Annotated in this window: 14 protein-coding genes; 3 read left to right on the forward strand and 11 right to left on the reverse strand. The window is 70.4% G+C overall.

What is annotated here, in order from left to right:
• Both ACFYNL_RS09340 and ACFYNL_RS09345 read left to right on the forward strand, forming a co-directional pair.
• On the forward strand, nt 1-3,167 hold a 3,167-nt coding region (locus ACFYNL_RS09340; RefSeq protein ID WP_388799135.1), incomplete at its 5' end, for a HAMP domain-containing protein.
• A gap of 12 nt (nt 3,168-3,179) precedes the next feature.
• Entirely contained in the window at nt 3,180-3,755 is a 576-nt protein-coding gene (locus ACFYNL_RS09345) for a two-component system response regulator (protein WP_388799138.1), read from the forward strand.
• Between the two features lie 114 nt (nt 3,756-3,869).
• On the opposite strand, the gene ACFYNL_RS09350 is transcribed toward ACFYNL_RS09345, so the two are convergent.
• A complete protein-coding gene (locus ACFYNL_RS09350; RefSeq protein ID WP_388799141.1) occupies nt 3,870-5,744 on the reverse strand; it encodes an AMP-dependent synthetase/ligase in 1,875 nt (624 codons plus the stop codon).
• Between the two features lie 246 nt (nt 5,745-5,990).
• Entirely contained in the window at nt 5,991-7,859 is a 1,869-nt protein-coding gene (gene lepA, locus ACFYNL_RS09355) for a translation elongation factor 4 (protein ID WP_388799144.1), read from the reverse strand.
• 238 nt (nt 7,860-8,097) lie between these two features.
• Here lepA and rpsT point away from each other — a divergent pair, with 238 nt between their 5' ends.
• A complete protein-coding gene (gene rpsT / locus ACFYNL_RS09360) occupies nt 8,098-8,364 on the forward strand; it encodes a 30S ribosomal protein S20 (protein WP_009188551.1) in 267 nt (88 codons plus the stop codon).
• Between the two features lie 327 nt (nt 8,365-8,691).
• Here rpsT and ACFYNL_RS09365 read toward each other — a convergent pair whose 3' ends face one another.
• The 9 genes from ACFYNL_RS09365 to leuS all read right to left on the reverse strand — a co-directional run bounded on the left by ACFYNL_RS09365 (nt 8,692) and on the right by leuS (nt 20,623).
• Nucleotides 8,692-9,090: a nuclear transport factor 2 family protein gene (locus tag ACFYNL_RS09365; RefSeq protein ID WP_388799148.1), complete on the reverse strand. Its 399-nt coding sequence runs from the start codon at nt 9,088-9,090 to the stop codon at nt 8,692-8,694.
• 65 nt (nt 9,091-9,155) lie between these two features.
• Nucleotides 9,156-10,145 carry a DNA polymerase III subunit delta gene (holA, locus tag ACFYNL_RS09370; protein ID WP_388799151.1) on the reverse strand — a complete coding sequence of 330 codons (990 nt, stop codon included), beginning with the start codon at nt 10,143-10,145 and terminating at the stop codon, nt 9,156-9,158.
• Between the two features lie 507 nt (nt 10,146-10,652).
• A complete protein-coding gene (locus ACFYNL_RS09375) occupies nt 10,653-10,898 on the reverse strand; it encodes a hypothetical protein (RefSeq protein WP_388799154.1) in 246 nt (81 codons plus the stop codon).
• Between the two features lie 82 nt (nt 10,899-10,980).
• The gene (locus ACFYNL_RS09380) at nt 10,981-11,820 is read right to left on the reverse strand and encodes an arylamine N-acetyltransferase (protein WP_388799156.1); all 840 of its coding nucleotides are present in this window, start codon (nt 11,818-11,820) and stop codon (nt 10,981-10,983) included.
• Between the two features lie 4 nt (nt 11,821-11,824).
• Nucleotides 11,825-14,500, reverse strand: a complete 2,676-nt coding sequence (locus ACFYNL_RS09385) for a ComEC/Rec2 family competence protein (RefSeq protein WP_388799159.1) — start codon at nt 14,498-14,500, stop codon at nt 11,825-11,827.
• A complete protein-coding gene (locus ACFYNL_RS09390; RefSeq protein WP_388799162.1) occupies nt 14,497-15,519 on the reverse strand; it encodes a helix-hairpin-helix domain-containing protein in 1,023 nt (340 codons plus the stop codon). Before ACFYNL_RS09390 ends, ACFYNL_RS09385 begins: the two co-directional genes overlap by 4 nt.
• A gap of 134 nt (nt 15,520-15,653) precedes the next feature.
• On the reverse strand, nt 15,654-16,499 hold the full coding sequence (locus ACFYNL_RS09395) for a DegV family protein (RefSeq protein WP_388799165.1): 846 nt from the start codon (nt 16,497-16,499) through the stop codon (nt 15,654-15,656).
• A 93-nt stretch (nt 16,500-16,592) separates the two neighbouring features.
• Nucleotides 16,593-17,381 carry a hypothetical protein gene (locus ACFYNL_RS09400; RefSeq protein WP_388799168.1) on the reverse strand — a complete coding sequence of 263 codons (789 nt, stop codon included), beginning with the start codon at nt 17,379-17,381 and terminating at the stop codon, nt 16,593-16,595.
• Between the two features lie 299 nt (nt 17,382-17,680).
• A complete protein-coding gene (gene leuS, locus ACFYNL_RS09405; RefSeq protein ID WP_388799171.1) occupies nt 17,681-20,623 on the reverse strand; it encodes a leucine--tRNA ligase in 2,943 nt (980 codons plus the stop codon).
• Nucleotides 20,624-20,825: the final 202 nt, after the last annotated feature.

Below are 20,825 nucleotides of genomic sequence, written 5' to 3' on the forward strand. Positions count from 1 at the left end.
AGTCGACCATCAACACGATGGTGGACCAGCTCTCCGCCTTCGCCGACGAGGTCACCCGCGTCGCCCGCGAGGTCGGCACCGAGGGCAACCTCGGCGGGCGGGCCCAGGTGCGGGGCGTCTCCGGCGTCTGGAAGGACCTCACCGACAACGTCAACTTCATGGCGGACAACCTCACTTCTCAGGTCCGCAACATCGCCCTGGTGTCCACGGCCGTGGCCCAGGGCGACCTCGGCAAGAAGATCACGGTGGAGGCGAAGGGCGAGATCCTGGAGCTGAAGTCGACCATCAACACGATGGTGGACCAGCTCTCCGCCTTCGCCGACGAGGTCACCCGCGTCGCCCGCGAGGTCGGCACCGAGGGCAACCTCGGCGGCCAGGCCCAGGTCCGGGGCGTCTCCGGCGTCTGGAAGGACCTCACCGACAACGTCAACTTCATGGCGCTGAACCTGACCTCCCAGGTCCGTAACATCGCCCAGGTCACCACCGCCGTCGCCAACGGCGACCTCTCCAAGAAGATCACCGTCGACGCCCGCGGCGAGATCCTGGAACTCAAGGACACCGTCAACACGATGGTGGAGCAGTTGCGCGCCTTCGCCGACGAGGTGACGCGGGTGGCCCGCGAGGTCGGTACCGACGGCAGACTGGGCGGCCGTGCCCAGGTGCTGGGCGTCTCCGGCGTGTGGCGGGACCTGACCGACAACGTCAACTACATGGCGGACAACCTGACCTCCCAGGTCCGCAACATCGCCCAGGTCACCACCGCCGTCGCCAACGGCGACCTCTCCAAGAAGATCGACGTCGACGCCCGCGGCGAGATCCTGGAGCTGAAGACCGCCATCAACACGATGGTCGACACCCTGTCCTCCTTCTCCTCCGAGGTCACCCGCGTGGCCCGTGAGGTGGGCTCCGAGGGCCAGCTCGGCGGCCAGGCGCGGGTGGAGGGCGTGTACGGCACCTGGAAGCGCCTGACGACGAACGTGAACGAACTCGCGTCGAACCTGACCACCCAGGTCCGCGCGATCGCCGAGGTGGCCTCCGCGGTGGCGCAGGGCGACATGTCCCGCTCGATCACGGTGGAGGCGCGGGGCGAGGTCGCCGAGCTGAAGGACAACATCAACCTGATGGTGGCCAACCTGCGCGAGACGACCCGGGCCAAGGACTGGCTGGAGTCCAACCTGACCCGCCTGGCCGCCCTGATGCAGGGCCACCGGGACCTGATGGAAGTCGCCGACCTGCTGCTGCGCGAGCTGACGCCGCTGGTGAACGCCCAGTACGGCGCGTTCTTCCTGGCCGACCCGGACGAGGAGAGCGCGTCCCTGCGGACGACCGTTCCCGCGAAGGGGCTCGCGTTCATCGCCGGGTACGGATCGGCCCAGGGCACGACCACCGAGACCGGCGGTCTCCCGGTGCACGGCCTGGTCCGGCAGGCGGCCCGCGAGAAGAAGCGGATCATCGTCGAGGAGGCCCCGCCGGACTACATCAAGATCAACAGCGGGCTCGGGGAGGCGGCTCCCACCAGCGTCGTCATCATCCCGATCCTGTTCGAGGACAAGCTGCTCGGCGTGATCGAGCTGGCGTCCTTCTCCCGCTTCTCCGACGTGCACCTGGCGTTCTTCGACCAGTTCGTGAACACCATCGCCGTCGCGATCAACACCATCATCGCCAACTCCCGTACGGAGTCCCTGCTCGGCGAGTCCCAGCGCCTGGCCCGGCAGCTCCAGGAACGCTCCGACGAACTGCAGATGCAGCAGGCGGAGCTGCAGCGCTCCAACGCCGAACTGGAGGAGAAGGCGGCGCTGCTGGCGACCAGCTCGCAGTACAAGTCGGAGTTCCTGGCGAACATGTCGCACGAGCTGCGCACGCCGCTGAACTCCCTGTTGATCCTCGCGAGGCTGCTGTCGGACAACCCGGACGGCCATCTCACCGACCAGGAGGTCCAGTTCGCGACGACGATCCACCGCTCGGGATCCGACCTGCTCCAGCTGATCAACGACATCCTGGACCTGTCGAAGATCGAGGCCGGCCGGATGGACGTACGTCCCAAGAAGCTCCCGCTCATCAAGCTGCTCGACTACGTCCACGCCACGTTCCGCCCGCTCACCATCGACCGGGGGCTCGCCTTCGAGGTGTCGGTCGGCGAGGGCGTGCCCCGCGAGATGTACTCGGACGAGCAGCGCCTCCAGCAGATCCTGCGCAACCTCCTGTCCAACGCGATCAAGTTCACGGCGTCGGGGAAGGTCGAGCTGCGTGTGACCCGGGTGAAGGACCCGGAGCACCGCTTGGTCCGGGAGAGCGACGACGTGATCGCGTTCGCGGTGTCCGACACCGGTATCGGTATCGCCCCGGGGAAGCTCCCGGTGATCTTCGAGGCGTTCCAGCAGGCCGACGGGACGACCAACCGCAAGTACGGCGGCACGGGACTGGGCCTGTCCATCAGCCGGGAGATCGCCGGCCTGCTGGGTGGCCGTATCGTCGCCGAGAGCGAGCCCGGCGAGGGCTCCACGTTCACGCTGTACGTCCCGGTGGCGAGCCCTGGGCACGCCGCGACCGGCCTGACGCCCGAGGACCGTTCGCTGCCGGTGCCGGAGCAGCTGTCGGCCGAGTCCCTCCAGACCGCCCACGACATGGACGACTCCTGGCCGGCGCCGACCAAGCTGGAGGCGTGGCAGACCGGCCGGCCGGGCCTGGTGCTTCCGGGCCGGCGGGTGCTGATCGTGGACGACGACATCCGCAACGTCTTCGCGCTCACCCATGTGCTGGGCCGGGTCGGCATGCCCGTGCTGTATGCGGAGAACGGCCGCGAGGGCATCGAGACACTGGAGCGAAACCCGGACGTCCAACTGGTGCTGATGGACATCATGATGCCGGAGATGGACGGGTATGAAACGATCTCCGCCATCCGTCGCACCCCTCGCTGGGTGGACCTGCCCATCGTCGCCCTGACCGCGAAGGCCATGCCGGGCGACCGGGAGAAGTCCATCGCGCGGGGCGCCAACGACTACGTACCCAAACCGGTGAACGTGGATCAGCTGCTGACCGTCGTCTGCGACCTCCTGGACCCCGAGGGCGCGACGCGGGAGGAGAGCGCCCCGGAGCCGGAAGAACCCGTGGTACCGGGACCGAGCGCTTCCGGGGAGGAAGCCGTCCCGCCGACGATCACCGAATGAGGCCACTTCACCATGAGCGCTGAGGCAACGACCGACGAGCGTGCCGGCATCCTCCTGGTCGACGACATGGAGGACAACCTGATCGCGCTGGAGGCCGTCCTGGGCTCCCTCAACGAGCCGCTCGTACGCGCGCGTTCGGGCGAGGAGGCGATGAAGGCCCTGCTGCGGCGACGCTTCGCCCTGGTCCTGCTCGACGTGCGCATGCCGGGCATGGACGGCTTCGAGACCGCCGCGAACATCAAACGGCTGGATCAGACCAAGGACGTCCCGATCATCTTCCTGACCGGTGCGGAGGACGACCCCGGCTACGCGTTCCGCGGCTACGCGACGGGCGCGGCGGACTACCTGACCAAGCCGTTCGACCCCTGGGTGCTGCGTGCGAAGGTCAGCGTCTTCCTCGACCTGCACCGCAAGAACCAGCAGCTGGCCCGCCTGCTGGCCCAGCGACCACCGCAGAGCGCCGAGTTCCTCATACGCCTGACCGCACTGGAGAAGGAACTCGACGGGAACAACCCACCCGACGTCACCAAGCTCCGCGACCAGGTCCGTGAACTGCGGCACCTGGCGAGCGCGGGGCGCGTGCTCTGACCTGGGGCCTGCCGGTCAGCCCACGCCGGCTTCGCCAGGCGCGGGGCCGCATCGATGGTGCGGCTCCGCCGCGTGGGCGCGACCCGCGGTGGCCGCGCCCAGTCACCCGCCGCGCTACGCCTCCCGCGTACCCGCGTACATCTCCTCGATCAGGTCCTTGTACTCCCGCTCCACGACCGGCCGCTTCAGCTTCAGGCTCGGCGTGATCTCCCCGTGCTCCACGTCGAGATCACGCGGCAGAAGCCGGAACTTCTTGATGGTCTGCCACTTCTGAAGCCCCTCGTTGAGCCTCTTGACGTAACCGTCCACCATCTCGACGGTGGCCGGATCGGCGACGATCTCCGCGTACGACTTCCCGGAGAGCCCGTTCTCCTCGGCCCACGCCGTGATCGCGATCTCGTCCAGGGCGATCAGCGCCGTGCAGAAGTTCCGGTCGGCCCCGTGCACCAGGATGTTGGACACGTACGGGCACACCGCCTTGAACTGTCCCTCGACCTCGGCGGGCGCGATGTACTTGCCGCCCGACGTCTTGATGAGGTCCTTCTTGCGGTCGGTGATGCGCAGGTACCCGTCGGCCGACAGCTCGCCGATGTCACCGGTGTGGAACCAGCCGTCCGACTCCAGGACCTCCGCCGTCTTCTCCGGCAGTCCGTGGTAGCCCTCCATGATCCCGGGACCGCGCAGCAGGATCTCGCCGTCCTCCGCGATCCGCACCTCGGTGCCGGGCAGCGGCTTGCCGACCGTGCCGGTGCGGTAGGCCTCGCCGGGGTTCACGAAGGACGCGGCCGAGGACTCGGTGAGGCCGTAGCCCTCCAGGATGTGGATGCCGGCGCCCGCGAAGAAGTAGCCGATCTCCGGGGAGAGGGCGGCGCTGCCCGACACGCAGGCGCGCAGGTTGCCGCCGAACGCCTCGCGGATCTTGGCGTAGACGAGCGTGTCGGCGACCTTGTGCTTGGCGGCGAGCCCGAAGGGCGCCGAGTGGGTGCCGGTGCGGCGGAAGTTGTCCTGGGTGACCTTGGCGTACTCGCGGGCGACCTCGGCGGCCCACCGGAAGATCTTGTACTTGGCGCCTCCGGCCGCGCGGGCCTTGGCGGCGACCCCGTTGTAGACCTTCTCGAAGATGCGGGGCACGGCCGCCATGTACGTCGGCTGCACGACCGGCAGATTCTCGATGATCTTGTCGACGCGGCCGTCGACGGCGGTGACGTGGCCGACCTCGATCTGACCGGAGGTGAGGACCTTGCCGAAGACGTGCGCGAGCGGCAGCCACAGGTACTGCACGTCCTCGGAGCCGACCAGGCCCGTCGAGGCGATCGCCTTCGCCATGTACGACCAGTTGTCGTGCGGGAGCCGCACTCCCTTGGGGCGGCCGGTGGTGCCGGAGGTGTAGATCAGGGTGGCCAGCTGGTCCTTGGTGATGGCGCCGACCCGCTCCTTGACCAGGTCGGCGTCCTTCTCCAGCCGGGCCGCGCCGCGCTTCTCCAGCTCGTCGAGAGTGAGGATCCAGTCGGCGGTCTCGACGCCGGCGGGGTCGATGACGACGACATGCGTCAGATGCGGCAGCTCGGCGCGCTTCTCCCGCGCCTTGTCCAGCTGGGCGGCGTCCTCGGCGATGAGCACCCGGCTCTCGGAGTCGGCGAGGATGAACGCCGACTCCTCGGCGTTGGTCTGCGGGTAGACGGTGGTCGTCGCTGCGCCGGCGCACATGATGCCCAGGTCGGCGAGGATCCACTCGACCCGGGTCGAGGAGGCGAGGGCCACGCGCTGCTCGGGCTGGACGCCCAGCTCGATGAGCCCGGCCGCGATGGCGAAGACCCGCTCCGCGGTCTGTCCCCAGCTCAGCGACTTCCAGTCGTCCGGGCCCTGCCCCGAGGCCGACGGCACGGGATACCTGTATGCCTCGGCGTCCGGTGTGGCCGCCACACGCTCCAGGAAGAGGGCCGCCACGGTCGGCGGACGGTTCTCGATCAGTGTCTGTGTGTCGCTCACGACATCCTCCGGGGGCCCGCGGCTGTGCGGCTGGTTCCACTGTGCGGCTGGTTCACTCACGTTGTTTAACTCGTGAGTAACTATCGAGCAGGGATCAGAGTAAAGGTCGGCAGCGCTCGGCGTAAGGTCCCGCGGCCTGTCACTTCCGCACGGAATCACCCTCACAGACGCCCAGGGGCCCACCGTGATGTCGCACGGCGGGCCCCTGTGACGGCTGTCGGCCGGGTCACCCGGCGCTACCTGCGGTTACTTCTTGCCCTTGGCCGATCCCGCACTGTCATCACTGCTCAGTACGGCGATGAAGGCCTCCTGCGGGACCTCCACCGAACCCACCATCTTCATCCGCTTCTTGCCTTCCTTCTGCTTCTCCAGCAGCTTGCGCTTACGGGAGATGTCACCGCCGTAGCACTTGGCGAGGACGTCCTTGCGGATGGCGCGGATGGTCTCGCGGGCGATCACCCGGGAGCCGATGGCGGCCTGCACCGGCACCTCGAACGCCTGCCGCGGGATCAGCTCCTTGAGCTTGGCGACGAGCCGTACGCCGTACGCGTACGCCTGGTCCTTGTGGGTGATCGCCGAGAAGGCGTCCACCTTGTCGCCGTGCAGCAGGATGTCGACCTTGACCAGGCTGGAGGTCTGCTCGCCCGTGGGCTCGTAGTCCAGCGAGGCGTACCCGCGGGTCTTGGACTTCAGCTGGTCGAAGAAGTCGAAGACGATCTCCGCGAGCGGCAGGGTGTAGCGGATCTCCACCCGGTCCTCGGACAGGTAGTCCATGCCGAGGAGGGTGCCGCGCCGGGTCTGGCACAGCTCCATGATCGAGCCGATGAACTCGGTCGGCGCGAGGATCGTGGCGCGTACGACGGGCTCGTACACCTCGTTGATCTTGCCCTCGGGGAACTCGCTCGGGTTGGTGACGGTGTGCTCGCTGCCGTCCTCCATCACGACCCGGTAGACCACGTTCGGCGCGGTGGCGATCAGGTCGAGACCGAACTCGCGCTCCAGCCGCTCGCGGATCACGTCGAGGTGCAGCAGGCCGAGGAAGCCGACGCGGAAGCCGAAGCCGAGGGCCGCGGAGGTCTCCGGCTCGTAGACCAGCGCGGCATCGTTGAGCTGGAGCTTGTCCAGGGCCTCGCGCAGCTCGGGGTAGTCGGAGCCGTCCAGTGGATAGAGCCCGGAGAACACCATCGGCTTGGGGTCCTTGTACCCACCGAGTGCCTCGGTGGCGCCCTTGTGCTGGCTGGTGACGGTGTCACCGACCTTGGACTGGCGGACGTCCTTCACGCCGGTGATCAGATAGCCCACCTCGCCGACGCCGAGGCCGTCGGCCGACAGCATCTCGGGCGAGTTCGTCCCGATCTCCAGCAGCTCGTGCGTGGCGCCCGTCGACATCATCCTGATGCGCTCGCGCTTGTTGAGCTGACCGTCGATGACACGGACGTACGTCACGACACCGCGGTAGGAGTCGTAGACCGAGTCGAAGATCATCGCGCGGGCGGGGGCGTCCTTGACGCCGACCGGCGCGGGGACCTCGGCGACCACCTTGTCGAGCAGCGCGTCGACGCCCACACCGGTCTTCGCGGAGACCCTGAGCACGTCGGACGGGTCACATCCGACCAGGTTGGCGAGCTCCTCGGCGAACTTCTCGGGCTGCGCGGCCGGCAGGTCGATCTTGTTGAGCACCGGGATGATCGTGAGGTCGTTCTCCATCGCCAGGTAGAGGTTGGCGAGGGTCTGGGCCTCGATGCCCTGGGCGGCGTCGACGAGGAGGATGGTCCCCTCGCAGGCGGCGAGCGACCGCGAGACCTCGTACGTGAAGTCGACGTGCCCCGGGGTGTCGATCATGTTGAGGATGTGCGTGTTGTTCTTGTCGTGGGTCGGAGCCCACGGCAGACGCACCGCCTGGGACTTGATCGTGATGCCGCGCTCACGCTCGATGTCCATCCGGTCGAGGTACTGAGCACGCATCTGCCGCTGCTCGACCACACCGGTCAGCTGGAGCATCCGGTCGGCGAGCGTGGACTTGCCGTGGTCGATGTGCGCGATGATGCAGAAATTGCGGATCAGAGCCGGGTCGGTACGGCTCGGCTCGGGCACATTGTTAGGGGTCGCGGGCACGCAGGGTCCTGTCTCTTGAGGCGCCTTATGCCTCGGGTCGGATCGATACGTAGGTTCCATGGTCCCATGGGCGGCGACCGGCGACCGTTTTGGGCCGTCGGCCGGGCCACTGGTACTCTGGGTGGCTGTGTCTCATGCCCTCTCAGCGCGAGGCACATCCTCAAGAAATCACCTGGCACGGGACCCGGTCTCCTCGTGAGGCTCCTGGCCCCGTGCCTGAACCTGAAAAGGCTCATTCGTGGCGAACATCAAGTCCCAGATCAAGCGGATCAAGACCAACGAGAAGGCTCGGCTGCGCAACAAGGCCGTGAAGTCCTCTCTGAAGACCGCGATCCGCAAGGCCCGTGAGGCCGCTGCCGCGGGTGACGTCGAGAAGGCCACCGAGTACCAGCGCGCTGCCGCGCGTCAGCTCGACAAGGCCGTCTCCAAGGGCGTCATCCACAAGAACCAGGCCGCCAACAAGAAGTCGGCGCTTGCTTCCAAGGTCGCTGCGCTCAAGGGCTGACACTTGATTTGACCGCCGGAGGGAATCGAGCGGGCCCTCTCTCATCCGCTCCCGTCCGGCACCCCGAGCCTGTACGCGGCCTGCGTTCGCCACGCGGGTACGGGCTCAGCATCGTGAACCGAAGGCCCCGGTGCCCCGCTCTTCCCCAGAGCGGGCGCCGGGGCCTTCGGTATGCTCCCGGCTTACCGGGGGGCGCCGGCGTCTTGGTCCTGCCGCCGGTGCTGTCCTTGGGTGTCCGGTGCTGTCCTTGGGTGTCCGGTGCTGTCCTTGGGTGTCCGGTGCTGTCCTTGGGTGTCCGGTGCTGTCCTTGGGTGTGGGGGACGCCGGTCACGACCAGAAGTCGTTGGCCCTGTCGATGTCCGCGATGCACTCGTCGAGGTCGGTGATCTTGTCCCCGACGATCCGGAAGACGATGCCGCCGTTCTCGTCGATGTGCTTGTCGCCCCGGTCGGCGGTGAAGCGGTGCACGGACATCGCGTGCCCACGGCCGTCGACGAAGATGTCGCGCAGCTCGACCTGGAACGACCCGCCCGTCTCCGAGGACAACCGGGCGTAGTACCCCTCGGCGATCGAGTCGAACCCCTTGAAGTCCCCCGAGAGCGGGTGGGAGCCGGGCACATGGTGGGCGCAGTCCCCGGTCATCATGCCGCGCAGGGTCTCCATGTCTCCGCGCTGGAAGGCTTCGTAGCCCTTGCGGACGAGAGCCGCATGCGGGTGTTCAGCCATGACGGTCGCCACCTTTCCCAGTCCGGCGATATACGGCTGATACGCCCGATTCTCCTCCCCCGCCCCTAGCCGCGCCCTCTGGAACGAGCGGCCCTCGCGATCACCACGACCGCCTTCTCCAGGGCGTACTCGGGGTCGTCCCCACCGCCCTTCACACCGGCGTCGGCCTCGGCGACCGCCCGCAGCGCGACCGCCACCCCGTCCGGCGTCCACCCCCGCATCTGCTGCCGCACCCGGTCGATCTTCCACGGCGGCATGCCCAGCTCCCGCGCGAGGTCGGCGGGGCGGCCGCCGCGCGCCGAGGACAGCTTTCCGATGGCCCGCACCCCCTGCGCGAGGGCGCTGGTGATCATGACGGGAGCCACCCCGGTCGACAGCGACCACCGCAGCGCCTCCAGCGCCTCCGCGGCCCGCCCCTCGACCGCCCGGTCGGCGACGGTGAAGCTCGACGCCTCGGCTCGGCCGGTGTAGTACCGGCCGACGACCGCCTCGTCGATCGTCCCCTCGACATCGGCGACCAGCTGGCTGACGGCGGACGCCAGCTCCCGCAGATCGCTGCCGATGGAGTCGACCAACGCCTGGCAGGCCTCGGGCGTCGCCGACCGCCCTGCCGTCCGGAACTCGCCGCGCACGAACGCCAGCCGGTCCGCCGGCTTGGTCATCTTCGGGCAGGCCACCTCCCGGGCACCCGCCTTGCGCGCGGCGTCGAGCAGCTTCTTGCCCTTGACCCCACCGGCGTGCAGCAGCACCAGCGTGATCTCCTCGGCCGGGGAGGCGAGATACGCCGTCACGTCCTTGATCGTGTCGGCCGCCAGGTCCTGGGCGTTGCGCACGACCACGACCTTGCGCTCCGCGAACAGGGAGGGACTGGTCAACTCGGCCAGCGTGCCGGGCTGCAGCTGGTCCGGGGTCAGCTCCCGCACGTCCGTATCGGCATCGGCGGCCCTCGCCGCGAGCACCACCTCCCGCACGGCACGGTCGAGCAACAGCTCCTCCTGACCCACGGCGAGGGTCACGGGGGCAAGGGGATCGTCATCAGCAGTCTTCCTGGCCATCGCGACAAGGATGGCACGGGCCACTGACAGGGGGGTCGCTCGGGACGTTGTGGGGGTGGTGGGCGGGTGAGGGCGGGCTTCGGCTCTGGCTACGGCTACGGCTACGGCTACGGCTACGGCTACGGCTACGGCTACGGCTACGGCTACCGAACTGTGGCTTCGGGATTCGGGCACCGGGACGACGGTGACTGCGCACGACGGTGTCCCGGGCGCGGGCCGGGGTGTCGGCGGTCAGGTTGACGACGGTACGGCGGCCGGACACCGGGGCGGGTCCGCACCAGCGAGGGCCGCGACGGGCGGGGCGCTCGCCGGGGCCGGGGGAGCCTGAGAACCCGGCGCTCCCGGAGAGGCCGACGACGGCGGTGAGCCCGATGAGCCCGGCGAGCCCGCGAGGCCGGCGAGCCCGATGATCCCGGCGAGCCCGATGATCCCGGCGAGCCCGATGATCCCGCGAACCCGGAGAACCCGGAGAACCCGGAGAACCCGGAGAACCCGGCGCCGGTCAGGCTACGGCTCCTCCCGCCACCCGTCCCACTCGCCCGCGAACTCGTCGAGCTCGGCCGGGTCGAGCCGCCCGGCCTCGTCCCGCAGCACGACCAGCCACTGCGCGTCCTCCGCGTCGTCCTCCCCGGCCAACGCGTCCCGCACCAGTCGCGGCTCCTCATCGACCCCGAACCGCTCCCCGAGCGCTTCCGCGACCTCCTCCGCCGCGTCACGATCAGGCAGCACCAGCACATGTCTCACATCGCTCACGGAGCAATTCTCGGGCACCGCGGGAACGCACCTGCGCCGGGCTCCTGCCGTGGTCGCCGCTCGCCGTTTCCACTCCCCCGAGTCAGTCGCCCCGACCGGGCCTTCGCACCGTCGGCACCCGGTCCAGCTCGATCCCGAACCGCTCCCGGTACACCTCCAGCACCTCCTCGTCGGTGTCCAACTCCCGCTCCGCACGCGCCCCGTCGGCCGCCGTCGTCTTGAACGTACGGCCGCTGAGCGTGATCCGCCCGCCGTCCTGCGTCACCCGTGAGCACACCAGCGACTGAGTGAAGTGCGAGCTCGGCGAGGTGCTGTGCCACCACGCCCCGGCCGCGAAGTCGCCGAGCACCCGTGGCCGCCGCTCCAGCCGGTACTCCGGTCGGCCGGACATGACGACCTCCAGATCCGCGGCCTCCGTCAGGTCGTACCCGCCGCGCGCGCCGGCGGCGTCCGGCCCGGCCTCGACGATCCGGAACACGCCCGCCGGGTCCTGCTGCTCGCCCCGCGCCTCGAACGCCAGCGGATAGTGGCTGTGCGCCCCGAACCCGACGTCCGCCAGCCATGTCCCGTCGTCCACCGTCCGAACCTTCAGCGCCATGTGGTCGTACGGAATCCCGAGCCGCCCCTCCTCCCCGTGCACCCGCGCCGCGAGCAGCGTCACATCGAAGCCCAGCGCGGTGAGCAACGTCCCGAACGCCCCGTTCAGTTCGTAGCAGAACCCGCCTCTCGCCGCCCCCACGACCTTGTCCAGCAGCCGCTTCTCCTCCAGGACGATCTCCTCTCCGAGGTGGATGGCCAGGTTCTCGAAGGGCACGGTCTGCAGATGGCGCAGATGCAGCTCGCGCAGCACGTCCACGGTGGGCCACGCCGGGTGTTCGACACCCAGGCGGCGGAGATAGGCATCAACGTCTACGGAGTCCATGCCCTCAGTCTCCCGCCACCCGCAGCGCCCCGCCCCTACCCGCCACCGCCAGGGCCCCGTCCTCGTCCGTCCGCAGCACCAGCGCCCCCTGCTCCCGTAGCGCCGCGACGGTGCTGGGAGCGGGATGGCCGTACGGGTTGTCCTCACCGCAGCTGATCAACGCCAGCCGCGGCGCCGCCCTGCGCATCAGCTCCGGGTCCTGGTACGCCGAGCCGTGATGGGCGACCTTGAGCACATCCACACCGCCCAGCAGGGCTCCCGCCGGTGATCTCGACAACGCCCGCTGAGCCGGAGGTTCCAGATCCCCGAGCAGCAGGAGCCGCAGGCCGGCCGAACGGACGAGCAGGGTGACACTGGCGTCGTTCGGACTCTCGGGTGCCATCGCCGGGTGCGCGGGCGGCCAGAGCACCCGCCAGCTCAGCGCTCCGGCGCGCCGCTCCTCCCCGGCGGCTGCCCTTGTGACGGGAACGCCCCGGGCGGCAGCCTCCCTGCGGACGAACCCCACCTGGTCCACGGGCTCCTCGTGCCCCGTCGTCTCGATCGCGCCCACCGCACGTCCCCGCAGCACACCGGGCAGGCCCGCGACATGGTCGGCGTGGAAGTGGGTCAGCACGACAAGTGGAATCCTGGTGATGCCGAGCGTGCGCAGACATCGGTCGACCAGCGTCGGATCCGGGCCGGCGTCCACGACCACGCCCGTCCCCTCACCCGCCGCGAGCACCGTCGCATCGCCCTGTCCCACATCGCACATCGCGAACCGCCACCCGGGCGGCGGCCACCCCGTCACCACCCTGGTCAACGGCGGTGGCTGCACGACCACCAGCAAAAGCACCGCCCCGCAGACCCCGCACCACCAGGGATGCCGCAGCAGTCGGCGGCCGGCGGCCAGGACGACCAGCGTGGCGAGGGCGAGCAGCGCCGCGCCGGACCAGCTGCCGGGCCAGTCCACTCCTGCCCCGGGCAGTGCGGCGCCGGTCCTGGCCACGTCCGCGATCCAGCCGGTCGGCCAACTCGCGCACCACGCCAGGGCCTTCGCCAGCGGCATCGCGAGGGGCGCGGTCGCCAGTGCCGCGAAACCGAGCACGGTGGCCGGTGCGATAGCGAACTCGGCGAGCAGATTGCACGGCACCGCCACCAGGCTCACCCGGGCCGACAGCACGGCGACGACCGGCGCGCACAGCGCCTGCGCGGCAGCCGCGGCCGCCAGCGCCTCGGCCGCTCTCGGCGGCACCCCTCGCCCACGCAGCGCCGCGCTCCAACGGGGAGCGAGGGTGAGCAGGGCGCCCGTCGCGAGGACGGAGAGCAGGAAGCCGTAGCTGCGGGCGAGCCATGGGTCGTACAGCACCAGTAGCAGTACGGCCGTCGCCAGTGCCGGGATCAGTGATCTGCGGCGTCCGGTCGCCAGCGCGAGCAGGGCGACGGCTCCGCAGGCCGCCGCCCGCAGAACGCTCGGGTCCGGCCGGCACACCACGACGAACGCCAGGGTGAGCGCTCCGCCGAGCAGCGCCGTCGAGCGCAGGGAGATGCCCAGGCGGGGTGCGAGACCGCGGCGCTCGACCAGTTGGGCCAGGCCGGGCGGGCCGATGAGCAGGGCCAGGATGATCGTGAGGTTGCTTCCGGAGACGGCCAGCGTGTGAGCGAGATCGGTCTCCTTGAACGCCTCGTCGAGCTCGGGGGTGATCCGCGAGGTGTCGCCCACGACCAGGCCCGGCAGCAGCGCCCGGGCGTCCGCGGGAAGCCCGTCGGTCGCCTCCCGCAGCCCGGCCCGCAACCGCCCCGCCAACCGCTGCGCCGCCGACGGCTCCCCCACGATGCGCGGTGCCGTCGCGCCGCGCACCCGCAGCACCGCCGCGATCCGGTCCCCGTCCGCCGACGCGGGCGCCAGCCGGGCGGTCACGCGCAGCCGCGTGGACGGCAGCAGTCGCAGCCAGGGCGAACGGCGGTCGCGCAAGGAGCGCGGCGGGTCGTCACCGTCCGAGGCGGTGGGTTCCTCCTCGGTGCCGTGGGTCTTCCGTCCACCCTCACCGCCGTCGAGGACACCCGGTCCCCCGTCGACGATCATCAGCACAGGTGCTCGTGTCGCCACGGCCGTGCCGTCCGTCCTCTCGACGCGTCGCGCGTCCGCGTGGATCAGGACGGAGGTCGGTGCCATGTGATTTCCCGTGACCCGGGGCCGGGTGAGGCGGGGATCGGCGGTGACCTCGACCTCGACGGTCACGGTGGCGTACTGCTGCGCCAGCCCCGGCACAGGGCCGCGCCGCAGGTCGGCCCCGTGCAGTCCGGCGGAGACGGCGGCCGCGGCGACGCAGAGCAGCACGGCGGCGGCCGCGGGGCGCGAGCGGGTGATGCGCATGCGCCCGCCGGGTCGGCGGTCACGTCCTGCGCCTCGCGGTGACAGGAGAAGTACGCCGGCCACGACCAGACTCGCGACCGCCGTACCGACAACCCACAGCGGTGGGGCGTCCAGCGTCAGCGCCGCCGTTGCCCAGGCGGCGAGGGCGGGCGGTACGAGCCGGAGGTCCGTCGGTCCTTCCTGACGGGGGTGGGAGACGCCGAGCCGTCCGTCCGACGAGGCGTGCACGGCGGCAGGGGCCGGCGTGAGGTCGGGTGGGCGGGTGTCGAGCCCCTCAGCCGTACCGGGTTCCGAGTCCGTCGGGGCCGTACCGGACGAGGATTTCATGGCCGTACCAGGTTGCGCAGATCGGCGAAGCGGCGGTCGCCGATGCCGTTGACCTCGCGCAGTTCGTCCACCGAGCGGAAGCCGCCGTGCCGGGTGCGGTGGTCGATGATGTGCTGGGCCAGCACCGGGCCGACGCCCGGGAGGGTGTCGAGCTGGTCGGCGGTGGCCGTGTTGAGGGAGACCGGCCCGGCGGGCGCCGCACCGGGGACGGCCGCGCCCCCCGGGCCCGGCGCTGCTCCGGCAACGGCAGCCGGACCGCCCACGATCACCTGCTCGCCGTCCACCAGGAACCGGGCCCGGTTCAGGCCGTCGGTCTTCGTGCCGGGGCGCACACCGCCGGCCGCGCGAAGGGCGTCGACGACACGGGACCCGGCCGGCAGCCGATGGATCCCCGGCTCGCGCACCTTGCCGCCGACGTCCACCACGATCTCCGGTGCGGCCGTGCCCCCGGCCTCTTGCGCACCGGCCGCCGAGGCGTCCGCCATGGGTTCCTCACCCGGCTCGCCCTGCCCGTACGAGGCCGCCGCCCGCACCACCTCGGGCGCCCGCACCGACTGCGTCCGGCCGGCCCAGAAGTGCTGCACGGCGAACCCGGCGCCGAGCACGAGCACCACGGTGAGCGCGACCAGGCTCCGCCGTTCCAGCCCACACCGCGCCTGCAACCACAAGGGCATGCGCTCCCGCCAAGCCGGCCCGAACCGAGTCCGCCACGTCGGGACGGCCACCTCACCGGACCTGCCATGGGCCCCGTCGGGGCCGGCACCGGATCCGCCGTCTTCACCGGCCTTGCCCACCGAGCCGACTTCCGGAGGCCCGGCTCCCGACTCCTCCCATTCCGTGGGCCGTTCGGCGAAGAGCACCTGTGCCCTGCGCCTCAGCTCCTCCGCCGGCGCACGGCGCTGCCGGGCCCGCCCCCGAATCCGAGTGCGTCGTGGGTGGCGGGCGCGGACGTCGGACCGAGGGCCGCGCCCCGGTCCGCTGGTCGCCGTGGTGTTGCGTGTGCGTGATCGAAGTGCCATGCGACGAGGATCGGGCACACCGCGACCACCGCGATGATCTTGCTCAATTCCCGTGGATCACCACTCAGTTGTGGATATAACCGCCACTCACACGAGTGACAAGCTCTCACCACGCCCACAACCCACCGGGTGCGTCACCGAGGTGAGACCACGACTCCCAGCAGTCCGGGACCTGTGTGCGCCCCGATCACCGCCCCGACCTCACTCACATGCAGCTCGGCGAGCCCGGGCACCCGTGCCCGCAGCCGGTCCGCGAGCGCCGAGGCCCGGTCGGGAGCCGCGAGATGGTGTACCGCGATGTCGACCTGCGCGCTGCCCGCCCGGTCGGCCGCGATCTCCTCCAGACGGGCGATCGCCTTGGACGCCGTCCGTACCTTCTCCAGAGGGCCGATCCGGCCGCCCTCCAGCTGCAACAGCGGCTTCACCGCGAGCGCGGAGCCCAGCAGGGCCTGTGCGGCGCCGATACGGCCCCCGCGGCGCAGATAGTCGAGGGTGTCGACGTAGAAGTAGGCGGCCGTGCCCCCGGCTCTCTTCTCCGCGGCCGTGACGGCGTCGTCCACCGTACCGCCCGTCTCCGCCGCCTCGGCCGCGGCGAGGGCGCAGAACCCGAGGGCCATGGCGACCATGCCGGTGTCCACCACCCGCACCGGCACGGGCGCCTCGCGCGCCGCGACGACCGCCGCGTCGTAGGTGCCGGACAGTTCGGCGGACAGGTGCAGCGAGACGATGCCGGCGGCTCCGGACTCGGCGACCTTGCGGTAGTGCTCCGCGAAGACCTCGGGGCTGGGGCGTGAGGTGGTGACAGGGCGTCGCTTCTGCAACGCCTGGGCGAGGGAACGGGTCGAGATCTCGGTGCCCTCGTCCAGGGCCTTGTCGCCCAGGACCACCGTCAGGGGTACCGCGGTGATGCCGTGACGCTCCATCGTCCGCGGCGGCAGGTAGGCCGTTGAATCGGTGACGATCGCGACATGGCGGGACATGAGCTGGAGGTTACCTGGCGTAGCGCCCGGGCGGCAGCCCGACCCCGCTCTGCATGCAATGCCTTGACCCCGCCGACGCGCGGGCTCCCGGGCTCAAGTCGTGCTCTCCGGGCGGGTCTTCTTCTGCCACGGGTATGTCGGGCGGGGCCCGGAAGGGGCGATGGCGGGCCGCGTCGGCTCCTCGGACCGCTGGGTCCGAGAGCTGTCCGGCCAGGTCTGCTCGTCCGTCGAGTCGGCTTCGGATGCCGGTGCCTTGGGCCATGGCGGCGGCGAGGGCGAACCTTCCGACGCCGACGGTGTCGACGACGAGGGCTGCTCCGCCCGCTCCGAGGGCTCCGTGGGCTGCCAGTGCCGCAGGGCGCCGGTCTCCATGTCGATCTGCGCGCTGAGGGTGTCCAGGTCGTCGTCGGCGAAGCGGCCGGCACGCTCGCGGGCCGCCCAGCGCAGCGAGTCCGCCGACTCGACGATGCGCTCGGTGCGTTCACGCAGCCCGGGCAGGCGCTCGGTGAGCGCCGAGCGGTCCGGCTCGGACTCCAGGCGCCGCAGCTCGGCGTCCAGTTCGTGCCCGTGCGCGCTGAGGCGTTCGAAGAGGCCGAGGGACTCCTTGAGGGACTCGTCCTCGCTCACGCCCGCGTGCAGCGCCTCCTGAGTGGCCCGCATCGACGTGCGCAGCTTCAGCCGCAGCTCGGCGAGCTCACCGAGCGGGCCCGGCTGCGCGAAGGACTTCGCCCGCAAGGTGTGGTGCTCGACCGTGCGCCGGGCATGCGTGATGGTCTCGTCCACGCGGCGCTTCGCGGCACCGACCACCTTCACCGTGGCGTAGGCGCCGAGCACCACGAAGAGTACGAAGAGCAGGGCCACGACTGCGATCGCTGCTTCCACGAACTCCTCCTCCGGCCGGTCGCGACACACATCGCGTCACACTCCTCAACGGTAAACGCAACGGGCAGGCCCGGAGTTCCATCAGAACCCCGAACCTGCCCGTAGGGGATCACCCCGAGCCGCGAGCCGAGATCACCCGGAGCCGACCTCACGCCGAGCCCGAGAGCCCTCCGACCCGGCGACCGCCCTCACGGCGGCCCGACCGGCCCGAATCCCCCGCCGAACCACTGAACCGTCGAACCGCCGATCCGTCGAACCGCTGAACCGCTGAACCGCTGAACCGCTGAACCGCCGAAGCCCTACGCCGGAACGATGTTCACCAGCTTCGGCGCCCGCACGATCACCTTCCGGACCCCGGCCCCGTCCAGCGCCGCCACGACCTTCTCGTCGGACAGCGCGACCTTCTCCAGCTCCTCCTCGGAGATGGCCGGCGAGACCTCCAGGCGGGCCTTGACCTTGCCCTTGATCTGCACGACACAGGTCACGGTCTCGTCGACCACGTACGCCGGGTCGGCCACCGGGAAGTCCTGGTGCACCACGGAGTCCTCGTGGCCCAGCTTGCGCCACAGCTCCTCGGCGATGTGCGGGGCCAGCGGCGCGACCATCAGCACCAGGGCCTCGGCGACGGAGCGCGGCACGGCGCCGCCCGCCCGCCGCCCGCCACCAGCCTCGACCGAGGGACCTGCGGACCCGCCGCCATATTCCTTGGTCAGGTGGTTGTTCAGCTCGGTGACCTTGGCGATGGCGGTGTTGAACCGCAGGCCCTCCAGGTCGCCGCGCACCCCGTCGATGGCCTTGTGCAGGGCCCGCAGCGTGCCCTCGTCGGGCTCCGTGTCCACGACGGTGACCTCGCCGGTCGTCTCGTCGACGACGTTGCGCCACAGCCGCTGCAGCAGCCGGAACTGGCCGACCACGGCGCGTGTGTCCCACGGACGGGACACGTCCAGCGGCCCCATCGCCATCTCGTACAGACGCAGCGTGTCGGCACCGTACTCGGCGCAGATCTCGTCCGGGGTGACCGCGTTCTTCAGGGACTTGCCCATCTTGCCCAGCAGGCGGGAGACCTTCTCGCCCTGGTAGTAGTACGCGCCGTCGCGCTCCTCCACCTCGGCGGCGGGCACCGCGATGCCACGGCTGTCGCGGTAGACGTAGGCCTGGATCATGCCCTGGTTGAACAGCTTGTGGAACGGCTCGGCGGACGAGACGTGACCCAGGTCGAACAGGACCTTGGACCAGAAGCGCGCGTACAGCAGGTGCAGCACGGCGTGCTCGGCGCCGCCGACGTACAGGTCGACACCGCCGTGCGGCCGGCCCTCGCGCGGACCCATCCAGTACTGCTCGATCTCCGGGTCGACCAGCTGCTCGCTGTTGTGCGGGTCCAGGTAACGCAGCTCGTACCAGCAGGAACCGGCCCAGTTGGGCATGGTGTTGGTCTCACGCCGGTACGCGCGCGGGCCACGGCCGTCGCCCAGGTCCAGCGTGACGTTGACCCACTCCTCGTTGCGCGACAGCGGCGTCTCGGGCTGGGTGTCGGCGTCGTCCGGGTCGAAGGTGCGCGGGCTGTAGTCCTCGACCTCGGGCAGCTCCAGCGGCAGCATCGACTCGGGCAGCGCGTGGGCGATGCCCTCCTCGTCGTACACGATCGGGAAGGGCTCGCCCCAGTAGCGCTGGCGGCTGAACAGCCAGTCACGCAGCCGGAAGTTGACCGTGCCCTCACCGATGCCCTTGGACTCCAGCCACTCGGTGATGCGCGCCTTGGCCTCGGCGATGCCCAGGCCGTCCAGGGAGATGTCGTCGTTGGCGGAGTTGACGATCTTCGCCTCGTACGACGCGAAGGCGTCCTCCCACGTCGAGGTGTCCGTGCCCCGGCCGTCGGTCGGCTCGACGATGCAGGGGATCGGCAGCTCGAAGGCGCGCGCGAACTCGAAGTCGCGCTGGTCGCCCGCCGGGACGGCCATGATCGCGCCGGTGCCGTAGCCCATCAGGACGTAGTCGGCGATGAAGACCGGGATCCGCTCGCCGTTGACCGGGTTGGTCGCGTACACGCCGATGAAGACGCCGGTCTTGTCCTTGGCCTCGGCCTGGCGCTCGACGTCCGACTTGGAGGCGGCCTGCGCGCGGTAGGCGGCGACGGCCTCGGCCGGGGTGGCGTGACCGCCGGTCCACACGTCGTGGGTGCCCTCGGGCCAGGCGTCCGGGGTGAACTTCTCCACCAGCGGGTGCTCGGGGGCCAGCACCATGTAGCTCGCGCCGAACAGGGTGTCCGGGCGGGTGGTGAAGACGGTGATGCGCTCACCGTCGATCGGGAAGTCGACGCGGGCGCCCTCGGAGCGGCCGATCCAGTTGCGCTGCTGCAGCTTGATCGCCTCGGGCCAGTCCAGCTCCTCCAGGTCCTCCAGCAGCCGGTCGGCGTAGGCGGTGATGCGCATGTTCCACTGGCGCAGCTTGGCCTTGAAGACCGGGTAGTTGCCGCGCTCGGAGCGGCCGTCGGCGGTGACCTCCTCGTTGGCCAGGACGGTGCCCAGGCCGGGGCACCAGTTGACCGGCGCGTCGGAGGCGTACGCCAGGCGGTACTCACCCAGGACGTCGGCGCGCTCGGTGGCGCTCAGCTCGCTCCACGCGCGCGTGCCGCCGTCGACGCCGGGCACGGCCCGCTCGCCCGACTCGAACTGCGCCACCAGCTCCGAGATCGGACGGGCCTTCTTCGCCTCGTCGTCGTACCAGGAGTTGAAGATCTGCAGGAAGATCCACTGGGTCCACTTGTAGTAGTCCGGGTCGATCGTGGCGAACGACCGGCGCTTGTCGTGGCCCAGGCCCAGCCGGCGCAGCTGGGCCTGCATGTTGACGATGTTGGCCTCGGTGGAGACGCGGGGGTGCGTCCCGGTCTGCACGGCGTACTGCTCGGCGGGCAGGCCGAAGGCGTCGAAGCCCAGGGTGTGCAGGACGTTGTGGCCGGTCATGCGCTGGTAGCGCGCGAAGACGTCGGTGGCGATGTAGCCCAGCGGGTGACCGACGTGCAGGCCCGCACCGGAGGGGTACGGGAACATGTCCATGATGAACTTCTTGGGCTTGGCGACCCGCTCCGGCTCGCCCGCCAGATCACCCTTGGGGTTCGGCGCCGCGTAGGTGCCGTCGGCGTCCCAGAAGTCCTGCCAGCGTGCCTCGATGTCGGCTGCCATGGCGGCCGTGTAGCGGTGCGGCGCGACCACCTCGGCGGTGGCAGCGGGGTTCGTCTCGCTCATGATCCTCAAAGCTCCATCGATCGTCTCTGCCGGCGGCTGCGATTCCTGAGAAACGAAAAATCCCCTCGCACAGGAGGGGACGCCGCGCCGATTCCGACCATCCGATTCGCCCGGTGGTCGGGACTGATCAGCGCGGCTCGCTAAGCAGAAGGCGTACGGCACGCATGGCGTCAGGGTACCGCAGCGCCGGAGCGGGCCGCGA

The sequence above is a fragment of the Streptomyces sp. NPDC007808 genome (assembly GCF_042868655.1).
Classification (GTDB): domain Bacteria; phylum Actinomycetota; class Actinomycetes; order Streptomycetales; family Streptomycetaceae; genus Streptomyces.